Consider the following 19216-nt stretch of genomic DNA (forward strand, 5'->3'; position numbering starts at 1 on the left):
TACTCGATAAAAGATGCTTTGTAAAGAATTATTAAAACAAACCGTTATTTTTGCAAAAATCAAACAAACTTTTTAATGCTTGCTTTGCTTTATCTAATTTTGGTTTAGAATTTTCAATTAAACCAAAATTAGGTCCCATAGGCTGTAGGTAATCTTTGGGTTGTGTAATATAGTTTATTAAGCCGCCAAGCATGGTGTCTTTTGGTAATTCTAACAAGTCTTTCTTCTCAAGAAGCCTTGAAACATTAATACCAACAAACATACCACTTGCGGCACTTGCAATATAGCCTTCAACACCTGTAATTTGACCGGCAAAAAAAATATCTGGCATATCTTTCAAGTTTAAATATTTGGTAAGCAAATGCTGAGATTGCAAGTAGGTATTTTTGTGCATAGAACCTAGTTTTGCAAATTCAGCATTTTTTAGAGCAGGTATGAGCCTAAATACCCTTAATTGCTCTTTATAGGTGAGTTTCGTTTGAAAGCCAACCAATGATAAAATAGTGCCTGATTGATTTTCTTTTCTAAGTTGAACCACAGCATAAGGCCTTTTGTTGTCTTTTAGTAAACCAACTGGCTTCATAGGCCCAAAACGCAGCGTTTCAAAGCCTCGCTTTGCAAGCTCTTCTACTGGCATACAACCTTCAAAAAAGTGCGGTTTTTCAAAATCTTTATATTCAACACATTCAGCATTAACTAAGGCGTTATAGAACTCTTTATATTCATCTTTAGATAATACACAGTTAAAGTAATCTTTGCCACTTTCGTACCTGTTTGCCCAAAAACCTTTTGAAAAATCTACACTTGAAGCTAAAACATGTGGAGCTATGGCATCGTAAAAATACAGATTTTTTCTCCCTGTTATTTTTATTATTTCGTTTTCCAAATCTGCTGAAGTTAAAGGACCACTTGCAATAATGACTATATCATACCCAATAGGTATTTTCTTTACTTCTTGTCTTACAATTGTAATATTTGGGTGTGCTTCTATTATTCGCGTTATTGTTTGAGAAAATATGTTTCTGTCTACAGCTAAAGCTCTACCTGCTGGCACTTTAGAAAACCTTGCAGCAGACATAGTCAAAGAACCCAATAGACTCATTTCTTTTTTTAGCAAGCCTGCAGCTGTTTTTATAGATATTGAACCCAAAGAATTAGAACATACAAGCTCGCATAAATTACCTGTCGTATGAGCTGGTGTTTGCTTTAGGGGGCGCATCTCATACAAATCAACTCTAAAACCATTTTGAGCTATTTTATATGCTGCCTCGCAGCCAGCAAGTCCGCCACCAATAACACACACTCTCACAATTGATTAATCCTACATAAATTTTTGTGTTTTTTCAAGGCAAGAGGGGTCTTTGCAGACCCCCGTTTAGATGGGTCGATTACGGCGGCGCCATAAATTCTGGGCCGATAGGATCTTTGATGAAGGTATTTAATATAAGATCGATTTGGTGGCTATCTTGCAATGATACTATAAAATCAAACAATTCCTTTATATAAGACAGTTGAGAAGGTTTTCTTGCTCCAATTAATGCTATATCGGCTCCTTTTTGATCTAAAATCCATCTAATTGCCAAATGTATAACACTTTTATTGTACTTTTCTTTTGCAAATTTATCCAACTCTTGCGTAGCTTTTAAGTATTGCTCATATCTTGGAAGCTGAAATTTTGGGTCAATTTTTCTTAAGTCATCACCACTAAACTGTGTATCTTTTGTCATTCTTCCGCTTAGCAAACCTCTACATAAAGACCCATAAAGTAACGTTTTTATATTATTTTCGTAGCAGTACGGTAAAATTTTTTCTTTTGCGCTTTGTTCGTATAAATTAAATGGCGGTTGAGAAGTATGAATTGGCGCATATTTTCTAAAAATTTCCATCTGCTCTACAGAATAATTGCTTACACCAATTGCTCTTATTTTTCCTTCTTCATATAAATTAAGTAATGTTTCTGCAGTTTCTTGAAAATTTACAGTTTCATCTGGCCAGTGTACTTGATATATATCAATGTAATCTGTTTGCAATCTTTTAAGTGAATCTTCAATTTCTTTTTGAATACGATCTTTACTTGAATTTCTAAAAACTTTACCGTCTTTCCATTCAAGCCCAACCTTTGTAGCAATGACTACTTCATGTCGTTTGCCAAAAAGTTTTACTGCTTTACCAACAATCTCTTCAGATAAACCAAAACCATAAACGGGCGCCGTATCAATTAAATTTATGCCTATATTTAAAGCTTCCAAAATTGTTTCGATAGATTGCTTTTCATCGCTTCCACCCCACATCCAACCGCCAATTGCCCATGTCCCAAGTCCAATTCTGGAAGTTTTAATTGTATTGTTAATATATGTAAACTCCATTTTACCCCCCAATAGAAAATTTTCTAATTACTTATACTAAAATAATAAACATAATTTATAAATTGTCAAGCTTTAAGCCTCTAGATTTTGTTTGCTTGACAAAAGCTTGTCTTTTGATATTATTAATGTAGATAAATTTTGTAAACTTCTAGTGATGAAGTAAACCGATAAGGATTACATTTGATGGATACAACAAAGCAAGAGATTTTTGAAAAATTGTTTTTAGCTTTAAAAAACATAAACCAATTAATCATTAGAGAGGACGACCAAAACAGTTTATTTGAAAAAATGTGCGAAAACCTGATAAAAGATTTAGGATTCAGCATTGTTGTTGTAGGAGAAATAGATAATACAAACCATCTTAAAATAATACACAAAAAACGAGAAAATTCACAATTATTTGATGATATTCCAATTTCAATTAATGGCAAAAGTGAATATGGCAAAGGCACGGCTTATTTAGCTTACAAGACAAATACGGTTATTATAAATCAAAATACACTTACAACATCCTATCAAAAGTAAATCATTTACTTATAAAATCTACATCTAAAAACGAACTATTTGAAAAAATTTGCGATGTTTTTGTAAATTATGGCGAGTTTGATTTAGCTGGATTATTCATTTTAGATGATAAAAACAAACTTAAACTTACAAAATACTCAGGGAAAAATAAAAAAGATATTGAGTATTTGTTTTTTGCAAATGATAAATTTCAAAACCCTCATGAATCCTGGCCAACAATTAAATCATTTAACAAAAAAAGTATTTTTATAAATAATGATACGCTGCAAAATAAAAATCTCGCTGTTTTTAAACAAAAAATGCTTGAATATAATTTGCAATCATCATGCGCTTTGCCTATTATACAAAATGGAAAAACCATTGGCGTTATTAATCTATATTCAAAAAAACCTCACATATTTGATAAAAAAACTTATGAACTTTTGAAAGAAATTGTAGATGACATAAATTATGCATTGGATAAATTTGAAAATCAAAAATGGATGCAGATGTTTTCTGTTGCTTTAAATAGTAGTTTTGATTTTGTAGTAATTACTGATTTCAAATTTGATATTGTATATGTAAACGAAACCACATTACTTGCAAGCGGTTATAAAAAAGAAGAATTACTTGGCAAAAACCACAGGATATTTTCATCAGAGCTTCATTCTAAAGAATTTGCCAAAAATTTTTATACAACGTTAAAAAATAAAAAAGTGTTTGCTGATATTATTTTGTACAGAACCCAAAATGGCCAGATAATCCAATCTTACACTACCGTTGTACCATATGAATTTAGTAATGAAATATACTACATTGCAATCGGAAAAGATTTATCAAAAGACAAGGGTCTTCAATTTAAGCTGGATTACTACATAAACCACGATCCAGTAACGAGTTTATATAATCAAAAATATTTTTTAGAAAATATTGACATATACCTTAAAGAAATCAATGAAAAAAAACTTAAATATGCATTAGTCATACTTGATCCAAAAGATTTTACAAATATAAATACTTACTATGGTTTTAGTGTTGGTGATGATGTATTAAGAGAAATTGTAAGAAAACTACAAAATATCATTAAACCAGATGATATTTTTGCAAGACTTTCTGAAAATAAATTTGGTTTATTTGTTAAAAACCTTTATGCAAAAGAGCAAATACTTGATTATATCGAAATTTTAAAAGATACATTAAGCAAACCAATTACTGTCTCTTATGGTAACATAAATATTGAATTTAATATCGGCGTGAGTTTTTTTCCGGATAATGCCAAAAATGCACAAGATTTGCTTGCTAAAGCGTATGTTGCCCTAAAACATGCAAAAGAAGGTAACTATCCTTATAAATTCTACCAAAAAGAAGACGAAGAACAGTTAATTAAACAAATTCAATTAAAAAAAGACCTCGAAAAAGCTGTAAAAGAAAATGAATTTACCTTATATTATCAACCTTATGTTAAAAACGCTTCAAGTGAAATTTGTGGCGCTGAATGTTTACTTAGGTGGAATCACAATGGAAAAATTATTGCGCCTGGTGTATTTATAGAAACACTTGAAGCTACAGGCTTAATAGAATATGTTGAAGATTTTATTATTGATAAAGTAGCATATTTTCAAAAAACAATTCTTACGCAATATAAAAAAACTATCCCCATATCTATAAATATTGCACCAAATAGCTTTAAAAGTAAAAGTATAATTAGAAAATTAACAAATGCTATTACAAAGTATGATCTTGACCCAAAATATCTTCCTATTGAAATTTTAGAGAGACTTTTTGTTGAAAACTTCGATTACATAAAACAGATACTGCATACAATAAAAGGACTTGGAGTATCTATTGCTTTGGATGATTTTGGTACAGGATACTCTTCTTTGTCTTACCTTTCTCAATTACCTATAAATACCATAAAAATTGATATTTCTTTTATAAAAACATTGGAAACCAATCAAACTTCATACCAGCTTGTCAAAGCCATTGCATCAATATCAAAAAATTTAAATTTAAAAACTATTGCAGAAGGAGTCGAAAATTCTAATCAACAAAAGATTTTAAAAGATTTGGAAATTGATTGCCTACAAGGTTACTTATTTTATAAACCAATGGACGAAGAAAATTTCAAACAATTGCTTAACTCAACAATTTACACAATTTAGCGGCTTTTTTCCTTCAAATACCCTTTTTATATTTTCACAAACATAAAAAGCTATTGCTTTATAAGAAACATCTGTAACACCTGCAATATGAGGAGTTACAATAACATTTTTCATATCAAAAAAATCTTCTTTATCCGGTGGCTCTTTCCAAAAAACATCCAAAGCAACTCCGCCTAAATGATTCTTATTGAGTGCATCAATTAATGCCTGCTTTTCAACAATATCCCCTCTTGAAGGATTAATTAAAAACGCTCCTTTTTTGAACTTGAATATATTGTTAGAGTTTATAAGGTTTTGTGTTTCTTTGTTTAATGGTAAAGCCAAAAATACATAATCAACCAATGGTAAGTATTTTTCAAGATTATCTGGCCTGCCTATTGCTTCAAGTTTATATTGCTCGACTAATTTATTGTCTAAATTTTGCTTAATAGCCCATATATGAACACCAAAAGACTTGAGCCTTTGAGCAATCGCTCTTCCTATGCCACCAAAACCTATAATCAAAGCTTTTTTCCCAATCAAACTAATACCAACGGGACATCCCCACCCAACTGCATTATAAACATTATTTTGAATATACGGAAAACCCCTTGCGAGCGCGATTGCAGCCATTATAGACCATTCCGCTACCGATTCGGCATTACCTGTATTTGCTGTAGGTACGTTTGCTACGTATATACCTTTTTTTGTTGCAGCAACAATATCAACACCATCCAGACCAGCACCCCACTGATGTATAAGTTTTAAGTTTTGTGCCTTTTCAATTAAATTTGCATCAATTTTTGACATGGCAGGTATTAACACATCACACTCGTGTATCCTATATTCAAGCGCGCTTTCTGGTATAAACTCAAATTCTAGTACATCAAGACATTCATTAATATAATTTTGAATACCAACAAAATGTATACCTGCTACAAAAACTTTAATTTTTTTCATCTACCACCACCATTTTTGAAAAATTTATGCTTTATTACATCAATAACAAAATTTTTTGTTAACTCAAAACCTATACAAGAAACATCAAGAACAATATCATAATTTCGCAAATCACACCTGTTTAAACCTGTCATCTTTTTTATATACTCATTTCTATTTTTATCCGTTTGGTTTATGAGTTCTATTGCTTCTTTATCGCTTATATTGAATTCTTTTGCTACGTTTTTGACTCTATAATCCAAATCTGCTTTTAAAAAAACTGATAAATGTTTTGGATGGTCTTTAAATACAAAAAAAGAAGCTCTACCTAAGGCAACAATGTCATGATTTTGCGCAAAGTTCTCAAGCACTGTTTTTTGTACCTCAAATATCTCTGCGTCAGTTGGGTAAAAAGAACCTGCCAATGATCCAATTTCGGGTGTACCAATAGAAAAAACACTTAAAATTTTTTCAAGCAAACTTGAGGTTCTTTCTTCTTTTTTATCTAAATAGGCTACATCTGTTTTTAAAATTTTTGCTGCATGCACAACTAACTCTCTATCAATTAATTTAAAACCAAACTCTTCTGAAATAGCTCTTGCAAGATCATAACCACCGGATCCTATTTGTCTTGTGATTGTAATTACAATATTTTCCATTAATCCCTCTTGATATCTTTAAAACCTTTTAAGAAAAAAGCAAGTGGCAAGGACAAAACAAATATAAACATGATAAGCAAATATACATGATTGTACGAAAGCATCATAGCCTGTTGCATAATTGTTTCATTTAACATTTCTTTTATCTTTAAGTCTGGTAGTTGAAATGGTATGCCAAGAACCTGGTCTAATCTTGCTATATATTCTAAAGTATTTCTACTGAACATAGAAACATTTTGAGTTAAAACCGAGTAATAGGCATTTGTTCCTCTATCAACATATGTAGCAGCAAGTGCAACACCAATACTACCAGTAATAAGCCTAAACACATTGTAAATACTTGTGGCAAATGTTAAATCACTTTTTTCAATTGTAATTAATGCAGAAGTGCTAACAGATACGAATATAAAACCAAAACCGCTGCCCTGTAAAAATTGTGGTATAAATATATCCCAAAAGCTTGCATTTAAATTGAGGTTTGCAAATTGAAAAAAGGAAATAATAACAAGTATTAAACCAAAACTAACAAGGATTTTTGGTCCAAGTTTATTGAACAATTTACCCCCAATTGGCATCATTAAAGCCATTGCCAGACTTCTTGGAACCATTGCAACTCCAGCATCAAATGCAGTATATCCAAGCAAATTTTGCAAAAAAACCGGCAAAACAAACAAACTTGCAAAAAGCCCCATACCAAGAACACCACCAAGCAATGTGCCTAGGGTAAAGTTTATATTTTTTAAAATACGCAAATCAACAGCAGGTTTTTTTATTGTTAACTCTCTTATTACAAAAAATATTATACCTGCGCCTGCAATAATTGCAAGATGTGTGATATACTGAGATGTAAACCAGTCTTTATTTTCACCGTCTGCAAGAAATATCTGCAAAGTACCAAACCCAATAGCCATAAAAATCAAACCTAAAAAATCTATCTTGCTTTTTTCTCTTATTAAAAATTCTGGATCTTCTATAAAAATATTTACCATAATTAAAGCCACTATACCTATAGGTAAGTTTATGTAAAATATCCATGGCCAGCTATACCTATCTATTAGCCATCCACCAAGAGTAGGTCCAATAGCTGGTCCCATAACAACACCCATACCGTATATGCCCATTGCCATACCTTGCTCTTCTTTTGGGAAGACTTCCCTTAAAATTGCCTGAGCAATTGGTATTAAAACGCCTCCACCTATTCCTTGTATTATTCTAAAAATAACAATGGCATACAAATTCCATGCAATGCCGCAAAGCGCAGAACCCAATGTAAACAAAGCTATACCAAACATATAAAAATTCTTTCTGCCAAAGCGTGAGCTTAATAGTGCAATTATTGGCATAATTATGGTATTTGAAAGTAAATATCCGGTAGAAACCCATGTGATTTGTTCAAGGGATGCACCCATTGAACCCTGAATATATGGAATTGCAACATTTACTATACTGGTATCAAGCGAGCTCATTATTGTGCCTATCATTACAGTAATAGTAACAATCCACTTATTCATTTTATACTAACATAAGGCTCAACAGATAAACCAGGATAAAGGGGTGTTTTGGGGTTATAGGGTGTTGTAATATTAATTTTTACAGGTATTCTTTGAACTATCTTGATGAAATTTCCAACAGCATTTTGGGGAGGAAGCAAACTGAATACCGCCCCGCTGCCTGTTTGGAAGCTTTCTACGTAACCATAGAATGTTTTTCCAGGATAAGCATCAACTTTGATAGCTACCTTTGCACCAATATGTATATTGTGTATTGCAGTTTCTTTGAAATTTGCCACAACCCATACATGGTGGAGATTCACAATATTTAATAAAGGCAAACCTACCTGTGCATATTGGCCTATCTCTACATTGCGCTTTGTAACATAACCATCTATTGGTGCAATTACTTTTGTTCTTGATAAGTTTATGCTTGCTATATCAAGCTGGGCTTTTGATTGCTTTATTAAATGCTCTTGTTTTAAAAGCTGGGTTTTTAAGTCAGCAATTTCTATTTCAAGTTGCTTTATTGAAGCAAGCCTGGCATTAAAATCAGCTAAAGCTACGCTATAGTTCATCTTAACACTATCGTATTCCTGAGGGCTTATTACTTTTTCTTTAAGCAAATTATAATAGCGCATATTTTGTTTTTGAGCATATGTGAGCTTTGCATTGCTTGCCTTTAGATCTTGTTGCGCTTTTTGTATTGCAGCTTGTTTTTCCAATATGGATAATTTGAGATTTTCCATCTGAATCACATTTGACTGGTAAACATTTTGCGCATTTTTAACCTGTTGAATATAGTCAGTTGGGTCAATTTCAAATAGTATCTGACCTTTTTTAACAAACTGGTTTCTTTTTACATATACCTTAATGACCTTACCAGCAACCTGTGGCGAAATAGGCACAATGGTACCATCAATGTATGCATCATCCGTAGAAACATGATTTAAATCATAAATAAGCTTTGGTATAAAATAGATAGCTAACCCGGCTAATATTAACAAAATAACTAAAAGCTGTATGAATTTTTTGGTTTTTTTGGTCATTTTACTATAGAAACAACAAACTCATCATTTCTATTTTTAGCCCAGGCATACTCATTGTTTTGTGGATCGATAGGCTTTGACTTTCCATTACTTATAGTCTCTATTCTATTAGAGGCAACACCTTTTAGCACGAGGTAGTTTTTTGCTGCATCGGCTCTTTGTTGACCAAGTGCTAAATTGTATGCATCGGTTCCTCTTTCATCGCAATTTCCTTCAATAACAATATTAACTTGAGGATGTTGAATTAAAAATTCAGCTATTTTGTTTAGAACTTCAGACGGATCTTGGTTTATGCCCCACTCATCAATCTTTGTAATTGCAGCGCTATTTACCTTAAAATAAATTCTTTGCATTACCTCTTTTGCCTGTTTTTCCAACTCGCTTTCAAGCTCGTTTTGATTTTGTATGTTACTTAAACTAGAAGACGGCATATTCATAGATGAAGTGGGTGGTTGATTTGCAGATGTTTGTGGAACACTTGACTCAATTGGGGCTTTTGTACCTGGCACACTAGAACAACTATTAACTAAAAATGCAAAACCTGCTAAAAATAAAAACAATAATAACTTATTCATAACTTAAACCTCCGTTTAATTTTTATAATCCTTTTTGTTATAATGTCAATATAAATGCAAAATATAACTATTTTGTAATGCTTTTTATAAATTTTTCAAAATCACTTATACCTTTTTGAATTTCTATGGCTGCTTGAGTACCTATTATGACACCATCTGCAATTTTAGAAGCTTCTTTTATATCATTTGCGTTTCTTATACCAAAACCTAAATACACTTTAGCCTGTTTCCTGCAATAGTTAATTTTTTCAATAGTTTGACTCTCAAGTGAGAAACTACCGCCTGTTATACCTCTTTTTGAAATAAAATAAATAAAATCCTTAGTATTTTTAATAGCCAAATCTAGATCTTTTTTTCTGCTTTCTGGTGTTGCAAATTTTATAATATTACAATCAAGCTGTTTTTCGAAATTAATAGCTTCTCTAACAGGCAAATCAGCTAAAATAATTCCATTTAAAATTTTATTATAGTTTTTGAGTTCATCTTTTAAGCTATAGGCTATATTTGCATAAGTCATCATATATAGCCTTTTCTTAAAAAGCTTTTTTGCCTCAAAGAGACTTTCAAAAAAGTCTTGCGTGTCGTATTTTGAGAGACATTCGAATGCAGCTTTTTCCAAAATTTCACCATCTGCTATTGGATCAGAAAATGGTATACCTATTTCTAAAAAATCAACATCCAGATTATTGCAAATTTCAACTGCTTCCAAAAACATACTTTTTTTTGGATAATTAGAAACCAAATATATACCTACATTCATTGTTGTACCGCCTTTATAATATCTAAATCTTTATCTCCCCTTCCAGAAAGGTTTATTATAATTATTTTGTTTTTAAATTTTTCCTTATTTGCCAAAACGTAACCCAAAGCATGTGAACTCTCAAGCGCAGGTATAATACCTTCAAGTTTTGATAAAGCAAAAAAACCTTCCAGTGCCTGATTGTCAAACACATAATCGTAAATTACACGTTTTGTGTCTTTTAGATAACTATGCATAGGTCCAACGCCTGGATAATCCAGACCTGCAGATATTGAGTGTACTGAAGCAACATTTGCATTTTTTTGAAGTAAATAACTTAATGCACCATGCAAAATCCCTTTTGTACCTAAACTTAAAGTTGCAGAGTGATCACCCAAATTTACCGATCTGCCACCTGCTTCAATACCATATAATTCTACATTATCTTTTAAAAAAGCGCTAAAAATACCGTATGCATTGCTGCCACCCCCTACGCATGCAACTATAACATCGCAAAGTCTATTTTCATATTGTTTTATCTGTCTTTTTGCTTCTTTACCGATAATTGACTGAAAATCACCTACAATTGTTGGAAAAGGATGTGGTCCAACCACGCTTCCAAGTAAATAATGTGTGGTTTTAACATTTGTAACCCAATCCCTCAAAGCTTCGTTTATAGCGCTTTTTAATGTTCCTCCTGATTTTTCCACACTGATAACGCTTGCACCTAAGATTTTCATCTTATCTACATTAATGCTTTGGCGCTCAACATCTGTCTTTCCCATATATATAACACATTCTAAGCCCAATAAAGCACATACTGTAGCTGTAGCCACACCATGCTGACCTGCACCTGTTTCTGCTATGATTCTGTTTTTGCCCATAAACTTTGCCAAAAAACCTTGAGCTAAAGTATTGTTTATCTTGTGAGCTCCTGTGTGTGCCAAATCTTCCCTTTTTAGATAAACTTTAGCACCTACATAATCGCTAAAATTTTTTGCAAAATACAGTGGTGTAGGTCTTCCAACATAAGTTTTCAGCATATCATTTAGCTGTTTTTGAGCTTTTTTGTCTTTTTTAAAGGCAATATAGCCTTCTTCTAACTCATCTAAAGCCGGAATAAGCGTCTCTGGCACAAATTGCCCGCCAAACTCGCCAAAATAGCGTTTTAGTTTCATTTTATTCTCCTTAAGTTTTCCATAAAGTTTTTCATTTTGCCATGATCTTTTTTGCCAGGGTAAGCTTCGATTGAGCTTACCAAATCAACGCCGTAGGGTTTATAGCGTGCTATCTCAAATATATTATCTTCGCTTATACCACCTGCTACAAAAGCCCTGCTTAAATCATTGCAATCTTCGAGAATCTTCCAGTTAAACCTTTGAGCACTACCGCCAATCTGTGGGGTTTTGCTATCAAGCAAGATAAGACCATCGCTTAATTTTTGTGGCAATACATCATCAATTCTATAGACCCTGATGGTATTTTGAATATTAAAGTCATTGTAGACTTGAGCGTATCTTAATCCGCAATAGTTCATTATTGATACAATTTCTTCTTCACTTTCTTCTACAAATACACCAACACTGTTTGTCTGTTTTGGTATTTTCTGGATTATTTCTTTTACATCCTGAGCTTTTATATAACGCGGGCTTTTTTTATAAAACACAAAACCTATAAAATCTACACCTAAATCTAAACTGGCTAACACATCTTCTAAATTTGTCATGCCGCAAAATTTTACATGCATAAAAGCTCCTTAAAAGTAGATTCAACATCATTTGATTTTAAAAGTGCCTCACCTATTAAAAATACATTAGTGTATGGTAAAAACTCCTCTATATCATTTCTATTTCTTACACCACTTTCTGCTATTTTAATTTTAGCATCAATTTTACTTATAAGCTTTTTGGCTAAATTTTTATCTATCTTTAGCGTATCAAGGTCTCTTGTATTTACGCCTACAATTGTTGCATCGAAATCTATTTTATCTAGATCATTTTCTGTATGAAGCTCAATTAAAACACTTAAGCCCAAAAAGCATGCATAATCATAGAGCTTTCTTAGTTTGTCTTTTTCGAGTGCTCTTACAATAAGCAAGATAATATCTGCACCGCTATTGTATGCCCAATCAATTTGTTTTTTGTCAATTATAAAATCTTTACACAAAATTGGCAGGTTTGTCTTTTTTGATATTTCATGCAAAAACTCAAAGCTACCCCCAAAATATTTATTATCTGTAAGCACACTTATTGCTTTTGCATACTTTGAATAAATTTCAACGATATTTTTTTGTAAGATAAAATTACCATAAGAAGGAGATTTTGACTTGATTTCTGCAATGATATTTATTTTATCATTAAAATTTGGTTTCAAAACAGGCTTTGTCCTCTTATAAGGGCAGACTTTCATAGATTGAACTTCAAGGACTTTATCAGCTAAAATCTGCTCAATCATTTGTTATCTCCATCAGTTTATCGTAAGCCTTTCTATTTTTAATCGCTTCTTTTGCAAGCAAAAAGCCCTGTTTTAAATTATCTTCAACACCAGCTACAAGATATGCAAAAGCACAATTTATTGCTATGGCATCTGATAAAACATCGTGTTCTCCCAAAAAAACCTCTTTGAGAATTTTTGCATTTGTTTTTGCATCAAACCCTTTAACTGAATCTTTTGGTGCATATATTGAAAACTCTCTTGGGTCAAATTCAAATTTTTTAATATATGGGCCTTTCTTTTGATAACACAATGTAACATCCGAAAGGCTCACTTCATCCATATCGGAAGCTACAAGAACTACATTTTGAAAATCCAAAATATCAACAGCCTCCAGGTATACCGGTAAATATTCTTTACTAAAAACACCTATCATTTTGTAAGCAGGGTTTATTGGGTTGCACAAAGGACCTACAAGGTTAAAAATCGTTCGCTTTCCGATCTTTTTTCTAATGGGCATAATCGGTTTTAACTTTGGATGCCAATGCGGAGCAAACAAAAAGGCAAAATTTTTCTTTTCAAGGTTTTCAATTATTTCTTCCTTTTCTTGCTCAATCTTTACCCCAAGCGCTTCAAGAATATCTGCTGCACCAGATAAAGATGACACGGCTTTATTACCATGTTTTGCAACTTTTACATGTAAACTGCAAACAATGGAAGCTGCCGTGGAAATATTAAAACTATTTGAATTATCTCCACCTGTTCCAACAATATCTATGCAATTACCACTGTAGTCGATCAACCGAGCATTTTTTAACATAGCTTTTGCAAGCGCAGCAACACAAGCTGGATCTTCTTTTTGCTGGCTCATTTCAATAAGTGAGTTTTCAATGTCTTGTTCGCTTAACTTACCAGAAAGCATTGCATCAAAAAAATCTAAAGATTCGCTAAAACTTTTCATGGCACAACCTCACAAAATTTTCTATAAAAGTCAATCCATCTTTTGTTTGATAGGATTCTGGGTGAAACTGCAAGCCATAAAGCCCAATATCTTTGTTTTCAATTGCCATAATCTCATTATCACTTGAAGATACAGCGCAAACTTCAAAATCATTGTATACATTATCAACAACTAAAGAATGGTATCTCACCCCCAAAAAAGGTTGACTGATGTTTTTAAACAAAATACTATCACTAATGGGAATTATCCTATCTACTTTGCCATGCATGATTGTTTTTGCTTTCCTTATTGTTTTTCCATATACATAGCAAATAGACTGCATACCAAGGCATATACCTAAAATTGGCAACTTAGAACTAAAATACTCTATAGTATCAAGACTTAACAAAGCATTTTTGGGGTGTGATGGGCCAGGGGAAATCACTATGCCTTTTAGATTTTTAACATTTTTTATGTTATCAATTTTGGCATTGTTTAAAATAACTTCAACATCATCAAAATGCTTAAGGTAATCGTACAAATTGTATGTAAATGAATCAAAATTATCAATCAAAACTATCATTTATACCTCCTGCTTGAAGCATGGCACCCAGTTTTGATAAAACCTCTTTATACTCATTTTCTGCAATACTATCATACACAATCCCAGCACCTGCTTGAAATCTTGCCTTATCATTTTCAAAAAATGCAGTTCTTATGGTTATTGCCATATCCATATTACCACTTAGACCTATATATCCAACGCATCCTGCATAAAATCCTCTGCATTGCTTTTCTGTTTCTTCAATCAATTCTATTGCTCTAACTTTTGGAGCACCACTTACAGTGCCAGCTGGAAATGTATTTGTAAGGCAGTCAATTAAATCAAATGAATCATCTATTTGTCCTTCAACTTCAGAAACAAGATGCATGACATGAGAATAATGCTCTATTTGTCTAAATGACTTAACTTTGACACTCAATGGCTTGCATACGCGCGAGAGATCGTTTCTAGCAAGATCAAGTAGCATCAAATGCTCTGCGTTTTCCTTTTCGTCTTTCAATAACTCCTGTTCCAAAATGACAGTCTTTTCCAAACTTTCGCCAATTGGCCTTGTGCCTGCAATAGGTTTAATTATAGCTATATTTTTTCTTACGCTAATGTGTACTTCTGGACTTGAGCCTACAACATAGTTTGAAGCATCTTTTATAAAAAACATATATGGTGATGGGTTAAATTTTCTTAGGTTTCTATAAAACTCAAATGGATTTAGACCATTCACTTCAATATAATCGCTTAGAACTACCTGAATTGCTTCACCTTCTTCAATTTGTTTTTTCAAAAAATTTACCTTTTCTATAAAATCTTTCTTTGGTATTTTTCTTATTATTTTTGGACTTGATACGCCATTTTTAATTTCACAACTTAATAACTCTTCTTTAAATAACAAAAGATCCTGATGTGCTTTTTGATATGCGTCAGGTTCTTTAGCAATTTGCGATTTTGCAAGGTAGAGTTTATTTGTGTAGTTATCATAAACCAAAAATTTATCTACAAAATAAAATACCCCAAGGACATCTGGTAGATATTTAAGTTTTTCTCGTAAAATTCCGCATTCATTCACAAACTCAAAGCTTAAAAGTGCTATAAACCCACCAGAAAAATTACCATATTCTTCAAAGGATGCCGATTGATTTTTCTTTAAAAATTCTTTAATAAAGCCCAAATCTTGTCGCGTGCCTTCTAATTGGCCGTTTTTGTCTAAAACAAACTTTTTTACATTAAAAGCCAAAAAGGAAAACCTACTGTAAATCTTTTTTTGATTGGCACTTTCAAGTAACAGGCAATTTTCTTTATCCAGTAAGCTTCTAAGTAAACTAACGGGTGTGTCTAAATCACCATCAATTTCCATATACACTGGTATTCTATCGTAGACTTTTGACAAATCTACAAACTCACTGTAAGTTGGATACATTTAACCTCCTTAAAACAAAAAAGCCGCTTAAACCATCTAAGGCTTAAGCGGCTTAAAAAAAAGCCGCTTAAAGCGCTCACCTGGGCTATCCCCAAGTGCGCTTTAAGCGGCACTAAAATTTAAAGGGATAGCCTTTTAGCTACCCCACCACCATATATTTTTTAATGTTGAAATCTTAGCCAATACTTTCATACATTTGTAATGTATCATAAATATTTCAAAAGTCAAGAAATTTTTTCTTTTTTATAAACGTTCAGTACAGCATCAGCTAAACTTACAATTATAGGACCCACAAAAATACCGATTAAACCAAAAAAAACTATGCCACCCATTATACTAAAAAATAAAACCAAAGGATGAATACTCATATATGAGCCAATTAATAACGGTCTTATGTAATTATCAACGCTACCTACAAAAACTCCACCCCATACAAGCAAAAACAAACCTTTTATATATGAGCCAGTAATTAAAAAATACAAACTTGCTGGAGCCCATAAAAGCGCTGTACCAACAACCGGTACAAATGAAACTATTGCACCAAGCCCAATCCATATAAAAAAGCCACTAATGCCTACAATTAAAAAACCCACGGCACACAAAATACCCTGTATCAATGCTATAATAACGCCACCAATAAGTGTAGCTTTAAGGCTTAACTTTATTGTTTGCTTTAATTTTTCAAATGTCTTTTTATCTTGTATGAAACTTTCTATATAGTTCAAAAATTTATCTTTGTCTTTAATAATGTAAAATGAAACCAATAACGCAAAAATTAAATCTGTAATAGTTTTGTAAGTGTAAGAAAATATACTTATTGCATTTTTTGTCAAAAAATCCATAATTTGCGCATTGATATTAGCTGTATAAACTTTTACAAAACCAAAAAAAGGTAAATTAAAATTAGAATACTCTGCAATAGCTTTTTTTGAAAATTCTAAAATAGAGTTTATCTGTGAAGAAGATATGCCAATCAAAAAAACAAATGGCAACAAAATCAAAATAAGCATTATAAAAAGCACAATTAGGCTAGCCCAAAGGTCACTTTTAACAAATTTTTGCACATAAACTTTAACTGGTACAAATACAATAGCAAGGACAATCCCCCACAAAATAGGCTTCCAAAACGGTATGATTATAAGTACACTTAATATAATTGTTGCAACAAGAGAAAAACTCAAGAAATTAAGCTTCATATTTTCCTGTATATTTTAGCATAAACTCTACTAAGAAAAGGGCTTTTGTAAATTTTAAGTCTTTTATCTAGCCAATCACCACCCCTTACTTCTATGCGTTTTAGCTCAAACAAATCGTCATCAGGCATATTCTGACCAATTTTAAGTGTAAAAGCAGCTTTATAGGCCCTTTTGACATACTCTTTTGATACTTCATCATAACTACCAAATGGATAGCAAAAAAAATCAACGCTTTTGTTAAGTTGTTCTTCTAAAATGCGCTTTGATTCAAAAACTTCTATCTCAAGCCTCTTTATTCGCTCATATCTGGGTTCTATTTGCATATTTAGAGTATTTTTTTTTAAATATTTTTTATATTGCCTGTAGAGGATTTTTTGCGCATTTTTCTTTTTAAAAAACAATATACCATTGTGTTTTGCCACAAAATCGTGCATATAGTCTCTAAGCTTTAAATCATCAATAATGCATTCACATGCACAATCCCATTTTTTTTCATACACAGGTATACCAAGTCTTTTATCGTGAGTATACTCAAAAAACCACTCACCAAGTCTTGAATCATTAAATTTAAACACTTTGTTTGAACAAAAGCATGCTTTATGATTTAAAGAGTGGGACTGTATATCAATCAATTTTGAATCTTGCAAAAACCTAAGTTCCTCAAAACTCAAATAGTGTGATTTTTCTAAAAACTCATTGACAGAATTTGCCATATTTAATTTTTTAAGCTCTTCAATATCCATTCTTTTAATATTTTTTGCAAGTTTGTTCACTATTACAAATATGGTAGCAAAAAACTCGTATTTTTTAAGAATAGGATATGCGTATACAAGGTTATCTGCATATCCATCATCAAATGTTATTGCAACAGCTTTTTTTGGCAATTTTAAGTTGCCTTTAACAAACTCGTAAATATCGGAGAGTCTAACAGAAACATACCCGTATTTTTTAAGTGTAAATAGGTTTTGTTCAAATGTATCCGGATCTATGCGTTGACCATAATTAATTGAATGATAGCACAGTACTATTGCACCCATAAATTTTCCATAAAATTCTTCAGTTTAGCATACACCTGTTTTGGTTTAAGTTCAAGCAAACAATTTGGTTTTTCGCATTCTTTTTTAGAACAAGGCTGACAAACAATGCCAAGCTGAATATAATCATGCAAAAGATTATTTGGCGGGTGCCATCCTTTTGGGTTACTTGCTCCAAATATTGTAAATGAAGGTATACCTAAAGCAACAGCAATGTGTTTTGGTGCTGAATCGTTGCCTATGTGAAGCAATGCACGCTTAATCAAACTAACAAGTTCGCCAACACTTGAATCTCTATAAAAGAAATGATTATATTTGCTTAATTTTAAAGCATTTTCTACATAATGATATTCGCTTTTTGCAGCTGTAAAAACTAAATCAAAGCCATCCTGTTTTAACATATCCGCCAATTCTATGTAATAACTATCAGGCCATCTACGTGTTTGTCTTTTATGTGTAATAGAGATTGTTATTAAATTTTTTATTTTGTTTTTTTCAAGAAAAGTTTCAACTTTTTTATCGTCGCTATCTGAAGAAAAAATTCTAAATTGTAATTTATCACAATCATCATTAAAAATTTTTAAAAACTGGAGCTTATCGTATGCGCTGTAGCCTCTATCTTCATAATCCAACAAATTGGTATAAAAATATTTTCGCCAAGATTTATTAAAAGCAAAGCTTTGTGTGCCAGAAAATTTGCATATTGTTGCTGTTCTTAAATTTGACATACAATCTATTATTACATCAAACTTCTCTTTCCTGATTTTTTTTATAGTAATAAGCTCATTTAATACTGAATTGCTGCTTATAATAATTTTATCTGAAAGGACCGGATCATTCTTTAAAAGGTCAAAACCAAGTTTCTCGGTTAAAATATATAAATCGTGATTTAATTCAAGAAGTCTGCTGAATAAGGGAGTTGTAAGGATTAAATCCCCAAGTTGCCTTAACTGAATAACTAATATTTTCATAAAAATAAATTGATTTTAAATTGGTAGCGGCGCAGGGACTTGAACCCCGGACACTGCGGATATGAGCCGCATGCTCTAACCAACTGAGCTACGCCGCCCTCATATCTTTTATATCTCAAACCCCCTGGCAGTACCTACTCTTGCCTGGGCGTTCCCAGACTACCATCGGCGCATAGCGGCTTAACTGCCGAGTTCGGGATGGGA

The 19216-nt window shown here is 32.2% G+C and carries 19 protein-coding genes, 1 tRNA gene and 1 rRNA gene; 2 read left to right on the top strand and 19 right to left on the bottom strand.

Annotation, left to right across the window (positions count from 1 at the left end; all coding sequences use genetic code 11):
* Positions 1-31 precede the first annotated feature (31 nt).
* Positions 32-1309, bottom strand: coding sequence for a methylenetetrahydrofolate--tRNA-(uracil(54)-C(5))-methyltransferase (FADH(2)-oxidizing) TrmFO (trmFO, locus tag BLQ93_RS01115; protein ID WP_092127572.1), 1278 nt, complete (start codon positions 1307-1309; stop codon positions 32-34).
* Between the two features lie 79 nt (positions 1310-1388).
* Positions 1389-2366 (bottom strand): aldo/keto reductase, encoded by a 978-nt coding sequence (locus tag BLQ93_RS01120; RefSeq protein WP_092127574.1) that lies wholly within the window; start codon positions 2364-2366, stop codon positions 1389-1391.
* 183 nt (positions 2367-2549) lie between these two features.
* Between BLQ93_RS01120 and BLQ93_RS01125 the strand changes: the two genes are divergently transcribed.
* Together BLQ93_RS01125 and BLQ93_RS01130 are read left to right on the top strand one after the other, a co-directional pair.
* Positions 2550-2891 carry a hypothetical protein gene (locus BLQ93_RS01125; protein ID WP_092127576.1) on the top strand — a complete coding sequence of 114 codons (342 nt, stop codon included), beginning with the start codon at positions 2550-2552 and terminating at the stop codon, positions 2889-2891.
* A gap of 11 nt (positions 2892-2902) precedes the next feature.
* Positions 2903-5032 (top strand): bifunctional diguanylate cyclase/phosphodiesterase, encoded by a 2130-nt coding sequence (locus BLQ93_RS01130; RefSeq protein WP_281182313.1) that lies wholly within the window; start codon positions 2903-2905, stop codon positions 5030-5032.
* On the opposite strand, the gene BLQ93_RS01135 is transcribed toward BLQ93_RS01130, so the two are convergent.
* The 17 genes from BLQ93_RS01135 to rrf all read right to left on the bottom strand — a co-directional run.
* Positions 5012-5971 carry a 2-hydroxyacid dehydrogenase gene (locus BLQ93_RS01135; RefSeq protein WP_092127580.1) on the bottom strand — a complete coding sequence of 320 codons (960 nt, stop codon included), beginning with the start codon at positions 5969-5971 and terminating at the stop codon, positions 5012-5014. The two genes, BLQ93_RS01130 and BLQ93_RS01135, sit on opposite strands and share 21 nt — an antisense overlap.
* Positions 5968-6609, bottom strand: coding sequence for a cytidylate kinase-like family protein (locus tag BLQ93_RS01140; RefSeq protein WP_092127582.1), 642 nt, complete (start codon positions 6607-6609; stop codon positions 5968-5970). Before BLQ93_RS01140 ends, BLQ93_RS01135 begins: the two co-directional genes overlap by 4 nt.
* Positions 6609-8120 (bottom strand): DHA2 family efflux MFS transporter permease subunit, encoded by a 1512-nt coding sequence (locus BLQ93_RS01145; RefSeq protein ID WP_092127584.1) that lies wholly within the window; start codon positions 8118-8120, stop codon positions 6609-6611. Before BLQ93_RS01145 ends, BLQ93_RS01140 begins: the two co-directional genes overlap by 1 nt.
* A complete protein-coding gene (locus BLQ93_RS01150) occupies positions 8117-9148 on the bottom strand; it encodes an HlyD family secretion protein (protein WP_092127586.1) in 1032 nt (343 codons plus the stop codon). Before BLQ93_RS01150 ends, BLQ93_RS01145 begins: the two co-directional genes overlap by 4 nt.
* The gene (locus tag BLQ93_RS01155) at positions 9145-9723 is read right to left on the bottom strand and encodes an OmpA family protein (protein WP_092127588.1); all 579 of its coding nucleotides are present in this window, start codon (positions 9721-9723) and stop codon (positions 9145-9147) included. Before BLQ93_RS01155 ends, BLQ93_RS01150 begins: the two co-directional genes overlap by 4 nt.
* A 67-nt stretch (positions 9724-9790) precedes the next feature.
* Complete coding sequence (gene trpA, locus BLQ93_RS01160; RefSeq protein WP_092127590.1) at positions 9791-10483, bottom strand: tryptophan synthase subunit alpha; 693 nt, start codon at positions 10481-10483, stop codon at positions 9791-9793.
* Positions 10480-11640: a tryptophan synthase subunit beta gene (gene trpB / locus BLQ93_RS01165; protein WP_092127592.1), complete on the bottom strand. Its 1161-nt coding sequence runs from the start codon at positions 11638-11640 to the stop codon at positions 10480-10482. The genes trpA and trpB overlap by 4 nt, the downstream gene beginning before the upstream one ends.
* Complete coding sequence (locus BLQ93_RS01170; RefSeq protein ID WP_025392599.1) at positions 11637-12209, bottom strand: phosphoribosylanthranilate isomerase; 573 nt, start codon at positions 12207-12209, stop codon at positions 11637-11639. The genes trpB and BLQ93_RS01170 overlap by 4 nt, the downstream gene beginning before the upstream one ends.
* A complete protein-coding gene (locus tag BLQ93_RS01175; protein ID WP_092127594.1) occupies positions 12200-12916 on the bottom strand; it encodes an indole-3-glycerol phosphate synthase TrpC in 717 nt (238 codons plus the stop codon). Before BLQ93_RS01175 ends, BLQ93_RS01170 begins: the two co-directional genes overlap by 10 nt.
* Positions 12909-13856, bottom strand: coding sequence for an anthranilate phosphoribosyltransferase (trpD, locus tag BLQ93_RS01180; protein ID WP_025392601.1), 948 nt, complete (start codon positions 13854-13856; stop codon positions 12909-12911). Before trpD ends, BLQ93_RS01175 begins: the two co-directional genes overlap by 8 nt.
* Positions 13843-14418, bottom strand: coding sequence for an anthranilate synthase component II (locus BLQ93_RS01185; protein ID WP_092127596.1), 576 nt, complete (start codon positions 14416-14418; stop codon positions 13843-13845). The genes trpD and BLQ93_RS01185 overlap by 14 nt, the downstream gene beginning before the upstream one ends.
* Complete coding sequence (locus BLQ93_RS01190; RefSeq protein ID WP_092127598.1) at positions 14402-15811, bottom strand: anthranilate synthase component I family protein; 1410 nt, start codon at positions 15809-15811, stop codon at positions 14402-14404. The genes BLQ93_RS01185 and BLQ93_RS01190 overlap by 17 nt, the downstream gene beginning before the upstream one ends.
* A gap of 224 nt (positions 15812-16035) precedes the next feature.
* On the bottom strand, positions 16036-17007 hold the full coding sequence (locus BLQ93_RS01195) for an AI-2E family transporter (protein ID WP_092127600.1): 972 nt from the start codon (positions 17005-17007) through the stop codon (positions 16036-16038).
* The gene (locus tag BLQ93_RS01200; protein WP_025392605.1) at positions 17004-18044 is read right to left on the bottom strand and encodes a polysaccharide deacetylase family protein; all 1041 of its coding nucleotides are present in this window, start codon (positions 18042-18044) and stop codon (positions 17004-17006) included. The genes BLQ93_RS01195 and BLQ93_RS01200 overlap by 4 nt, the downstream gene beginning before the upstream one ends.
* Positions 18032-19012, bottom strand: coding sequence for a glycosyltransferase family 9 protein (locus BLQ93_RS01205; RefSeq protein ID WP_092127602.1), 981 nt, complete (start codon positions 19010-19012; stop codon positions 18032-18034). Before BLQ93_RS01205 ends, BLQ93_RS01200 begins: the two co-directional genes overlap by 13 nt.
* Before the next feature lie 21 nt (positions 19013-19033).
* Positions 19034-19110 (bottom strand) — tRNA-Met (locus BLQ93_RS01210).
* Positions 19111-19134: 24 nt separating this feature from the next.
* Positions 19135-19216: ribosomal RNA gene (rrf, locus tag BLQ93_RS01215) — 5S ribosomal RNA — on the bottom strand; the annotation flags it as partial.

Origin of the sequence: Desulfurella multipotens (genome assembly GCF_900101285.1) — a bacterium.
Taxonomy (GTDB): Bacteria; Campylobacterota_A; Desulfurellia; order Desulfurellales; family Desulfurellaceae; genus Desulfurella; species Desulfurella acetivorans.